This window comes from Lysinibacillus sp. 10T31, assembly GCF_056394365.1.
In genome coordinates, this window is the sequence record NZ_JBFTHS010000106.1 from 1 (window position 1) to 5,119 (window position 5,119).

General features: G+C 34.5%; 6 protein-coding genes. All 6 read left to right on the forward strand.

Annotated features, from left to right (window positions below):
- Positions 1 to 113 (forward strand): ATP-binding protein (locus AC1DCY_RS26735; protein WP_477355598.1); only part of this gene is annotated, 113 nt, incomplete at its 5' end.
- Positions 114 to 179: 66 nt separating this feature from the next.
- Positions 180 to 449 carry a site-specific integrase gene (locus tag AC1DCY_RS26740; protein ID WP_477355601.1) on the forward strand — a complete coding sequence of 90 codons (270 nt, stop codon included), beginning with the start codon at positions 180 to 182 and terminating at the stop codon, positions 447 to 449.
- Between the two features lie 791 nt (positions 450 to 1,240).
- Positions 1,241 to 2,134, forward strand: coding sequence for a tyrosine-type recombinase/integrase (locus AC1DCY_RS26745; RefSeq protein ID WP_477355586.1), 894 nt, complete (start codon positions 1,241 to 1,243; stop codon positions 2,132 to 2,134).
- Between the two features lie 17 nt (positions 2,135 to 2,151).
- Positions 2,152 to 2,982: a tyrosine-type recombinase/integrase gene (locus AC1DCY_RS26750; RefSeq protein WP_477355589.1), complete on the forward strand. Its 831-nt coding sequence runs from the start codon at positions 2,152 to 2,154 to the stop codon at positions 2,980 to 2,982.
- Positions 2,983 to 3,003: 21 nt separating this feature from the next.
- Positions 3,004 to 3,885 (forward strand): tyrosine-type recombinase/integrase, encoded by an 882-nt coding sequence (locus AC1DCY_RS26755; protein WP_477355592.1) that lies wholly within the window; start codon positions 3,004 to 3,006, stop codon positions 3,883 to 3,885.
- A gap of 12 nt (positions 3,886 to 3,897) precedes the next feature.
- Positions 3,898 to 4,737, forward strand: a complete 840-nt coding sequence (locus AC1DCY_RS26760; RefSeq protein ID WP_477355595.1) for a tyrosine-type recombinase/integrase — start codon at positions 3,898 to 3,900, stop codon at positions 4,735 to 4,737.
- The last annotated feature ends 382 nt before the right edge of the window (positions 4,738 to 5,119 follow it).

Genomic DNA, 5,119 nt, shown 5'->3' on the forward strand with positions numbered 1-5,119 from the left:
CGATTTTAGATCGTATTTTAATTTTAGATCGTATTTTACATCACGCAAGCGTTGTCACAATCGTCGGTGATTCATACCGATTAAAGCATCATTTAACCTCGGAAAACGAGTAATTTTGTACATCCTTAAACGAGCAAAAATGTACATATTGGTGTTGACATTTATAAGCAGAAGCCACTATTACAAAATATCGATGGATACTAGAGAGATTCTTTTCGGAGTGTTTAGTTTCTTTGGGAGAATTAACATCGGGGGATGTACTTACATGGTTGAATAAGTTTTCAGCTGGCAAAAATACGAAAACATTAAATCTCTTTTTATCAACTCTTTCTTCTTTTTTTCAATTTTGTCTAGAGGAAGAGTATTTAGAAAACATGGTAATGAAAAAAAGATGGAGACTTAAAATACCTCAAGGATTACCTAATTATTTATTCCCATTGCGGAGTTAGGCTTATTTGAAAATATATAAAGAAGAAAGTTTTACGAAAAATATATGTCTAATTTATGGTTCTAATGAACTGTATGACTCACCTTATGATGAAATGGGGTGCCTTCAGACGAAATCTGCCCATGGGGTTTATTTTTTTATTCAAAATTCAGCTACAACTAATCTTAAGGATAGTTATAGCTGAATTTGACTGTAAAGTTGAAAAAACTACTGCAACTGATGCTGAAAACTATGAAAACTATGAAATCTAAGGAAAGGTTATTAAAACTGCTACTTTATCAGAAGATGGTAAATCAGTAACTTTAACTTTAGATACTACAGCTCCAAATACACCGTTTGTAACCAAACTTAACTTTCGGAAATGTTAAAGCTGGAGATAAAGAAATTAGATTAAAGAATCTAGATTTACACCAGTAGATTCAACTCTTCCTACTGTAGATGGTGTTACAGACTTGGGAACAAAACATTAAGCTTAAGATTCAGTGAACCAATTAACATTTGCTACGGTTTTCTCATGTCAAATGTCAATAATTATTTTTAGTGCTCTGTGGTGAGAAATCTCTACGGGGCTTTTCTTTTGGAATACGGAATAACAGGCATTATCTGAATTAGATTCGAACAATTTAATACACTTTCAGAATGGAATTTAATATAGGGTATCGGACACTTAATCAAATTCGATAATTTACTAGAAAAATCAAAAATTAAAAAATATGAAAATTAGACGTTTAAAAAAAGAAATACTAGATAAAAATAGATTTAGTACAGATTCATGAAAGAGAGGTTACTTTTATGAAAACATCAAAAAAGTATTGGATCAGCGAACAAGAAGCCATTCCCACACAAACGAGAATAATTCTGAACGAATATTTGTTAAGTTTAAAATTAGCAAATAAAGCTGAAGCAACTGTTTCCAAATATCGTTCAATACTAGAAAAATTCCTAATGGAATGCTCTATTCCTATTGATGACTTAACATCTGATGATGTTCTAAATTGGTTAAATTCGTATTCAATTGGTAAAAAAGAAAGATCATTAGATCAGGTAATTTCTACTCTTTCTTCTTTTTTTAATTTTTGCCTTGCTGAGGAATATTTAAGTACGATGCTTATGAAGAAGCGTTGGAGACCGAAGATACCGCAGTCGTTGCCCAAATTCCTTAATGAACAGGAGTATGCTCGAGTTAAAATATCCGCAGAACGTTTAACCCTCCGGGACAGAGCACTTGTATTGTTCTTATTCTCTTCAGGATGTCGTAGATCAGAGGTTATTCAATTAACTATACAAGATGTTGATATGAACCGGCGAACTGCTGAAGTTAAAGGAAAAGGTAAAAGGATACGAAAAGTCCATTTTTCGGAAGAGTGCGCATTGATATTAAAAGACTATTTACAAACCCGATCTGGTGATCCCGCAGAACCGCTATTTCTAAATAAGTTTGGACATCCACTGCAACAAAATGGAATTTATAAGATTACAACAAGGCTTGGTAGACAAGCAGGTTTAAAACAATCATTACATCCGCATTGTTGCCGACATACATTTGCGACTAACATGTTAGGAAAAGGGGCTGACCTCGAATTTATAGCCGATGAAATGGGCCATACCAATATAAATACGACTCGAGTCTATGCACGTATTCCAACAGAAGACATGATATTAGCGTATCAAAACATAATGGGATAGAAATGGGGTTGATCAAGATGAATTTTGAAATGCAAGAGGCTTTCTTTAATGATTACCAAGCTCGCTTTAGTAAAGAGACCATTCGGAGCTATAGGATTTCTCTTACCCAATTCTTTTCGTTTTGTGAAAAGAATTATGATTGTGTGAAAGCTACAGATGTTCGGACTTGGCTTGCTTCAATGGAAGAAAAAGGACTTAAACCTCGTACAATTCGCTTAAAATTGACGGGTGTTAAATCATTTTATCAGTATTGTATGGAAGAAAAAACAATAAATAAAAACCCAACGCTCACTGTGCATACACCGAAAATTGATGACTCTCTTCCTTATTATTTAAGCAAACGACAAGTCGTACTACTCCAAGAGCTGACCAGGGAGAATTTAAGAGATAGGGCAATTATAGAAACATTATATACAACAGGCGTAAGAATTAGTGAATTGTTAAATATCAAGTTAGAAGATATAAAATGGGAAACGAGGCAAATTTGGATACGAAAAGGAAAGGGGAATAAAGAACGTTTTGTGTTGTTCACACACGATTGTGCGGAACGCTTAAAAACGTACCTTGAACTTCGCAATATAGAAAGTGTATTTCTTTTTTCGAATCAACGAGTCGAACGATTAAGCCGTATTTTTGCCGAGAAAAAATTCCAAACTTTTTCGAATACATTGGGATTTAAAGTGATGCCTCATACTATGCGGCATACGTTTGCTGCACATTTAGCAGAAAAAAACATGCCCCAAAGTTATATTCAAGAATTACTGGGCCATGTCAATATCAATTCTACACGTATTTACACGCGATTAATGGAGTCTGCACGGAAAAAACAATACGATCGATACCAATAAGGTGAAAAAGGAGAACCTATTATGGATAAATATTGGGAGTTGAGCAAAACACTACCGAACGCTAAGAATCATGAGATTATCGGTGACTTTTTGTTAAGTTTAAAATTAGCTAATCGTAGTCAAAGAACAATTGTATTATATCGTTGTTTTTTAGAACGTTTCTTTGGCAATACGAACGAACAGTTTTCATCTCTTACATCCGATGAAATTCAACAATGGTTTATACAACATGAAGGACATGTAAAAGAAACAACGCTTCGATTACGTTTGAGTGTATTGTCCTCTTTTTATACTTTTTGTGTGCAAGAAGAGTATATAGTAAATTCACCTATCAAAAGTAGATGGTTTCCACGTCTTCCTCAGCCTATTCCTAAATATTTGGAGAAAGGGGATATTGCTAAAACACGCCAACAATCGGAGAAGACTTCTTTGAGAAATCAAGCGATGCTTGAATTTATGCTGAGTTCAGGTTGTCGAGTCGGAGAATTAAACCAACTAAACAGAGAAGATATGGACCTCGAAAATCGTACAGCCCACGTAATTGGAAAAGGAAAAAAGATTCGTGAAGTGCACTTTTCTGACAAGTGCGCTGTTCTTCTTGAACGTTACTTTGCTTCTCAACGAATGACGAGTAAGGCTCTTTTTGTAAACTCAAAGGGTAAACGAATAGGGACTAGAAGGATACAGATAATAGTTAATCAGATGGGAAAAGAGGCTGGACTGTCTACGAGATTACATCCACATCGATTACGCCATACCTTTGCAACTGAATTATTAAGTAAGGGAGCCGAGCTATCCTTCATTGCGGAGGAATTGGGACATTCAAATGTAGATACCACACGCATTTATGCGCGATTACCTAAAAGAGAGATTATTGCTCTTTATAGAAAGTATATGGGATAAGGAGAACATAGGATGATAACTTCAAATATATGCCTTAAAAAATTTGTGAATGATTACAGCTTTCGTTTGGATGTAAAGACTGTGGATCTTTATCAGAAGGCAGTTGGACAATTACTTGCCTACTGTGATAAACCATTTGATGAAATTAGAACAAAAGATATTCGAAACTGGTTAACCTATTTAGATAAGGAAGAGTATAAACCTGTGACAGTAAAAACAAAGTTGGCTGGTGTGAAGTTATTTTATAAATACTGCTTAGAGGAAAAGCTTATAACGCATAATCCAGTGTTATTTATTCCTTTTCCAGAAGTAGAGGAGACACTTCCACATTATTTAGAGACAGAACAGTTGTTAAGGCTAAGGAAACATGTGGAAAAATGTATGCAGGAAAGAGCAATGATTGAGGTTTTATATGCGACAGGTATTCGTATTGGAGAATTAGTTGCTATTAAAATAGAAGATATAGATTGGTCAGAACGTTTGATTCATATTCCGAATGGGAAACGAAAGAAAGCACGTATTGTATTATTTACGAGGGCTTGCGAAGAACATCTTCGGGTATATTTAGAAGATCGCAGCGATAAGTTGCCCTTTGTCTTTGTAAATACAACTAGGACGGGGCCAGCATGTATAAGGACTATTCAAAAAAAATTTAAAACCTATTCGAAGGCATTAGATTTTCCTATTACACCCCATACATTACGGCATACATTTGCTGCGCAATTAGCAATTAAGGGGATGCCATTGGAAAGTATTCAAGTACTATTAGGACATGACAGTCCCCATCAGACACAGCTGTATGCACGATTGTATAACCATGCGCGAAAATTAAAGTATGATGAATGGATGTAAATAACCGGGCGTGTATGATACAAACGGGAGTATCGATACATTGTTTAAACATGTTCCGGTGCTAAATTTATAGGGGTAATCAATAAACGCTTGAAGATCACTTTGAAAGATATGATAATGATTTTAATGGTAAGAGTGCACAAGACTATACAAAGAAAGCAATAATTTTAAATACAGCTTTGTAAAAAAAATTGATCGTTTATAATAAAGATTGATAATTTGTAATAAAGTTTGATGAAGATCACCTCTAGTATTTGATATGCTCCCCTTTAGGTAGACAGATTAAAAAATAAAAATCTGTTTATCTAGGGGGGCATTTTTTTATGGCTCGAAGTAACCACTCAAAAGATGAAAAATTAGCAGTTCTAAGACTTCTTTACAA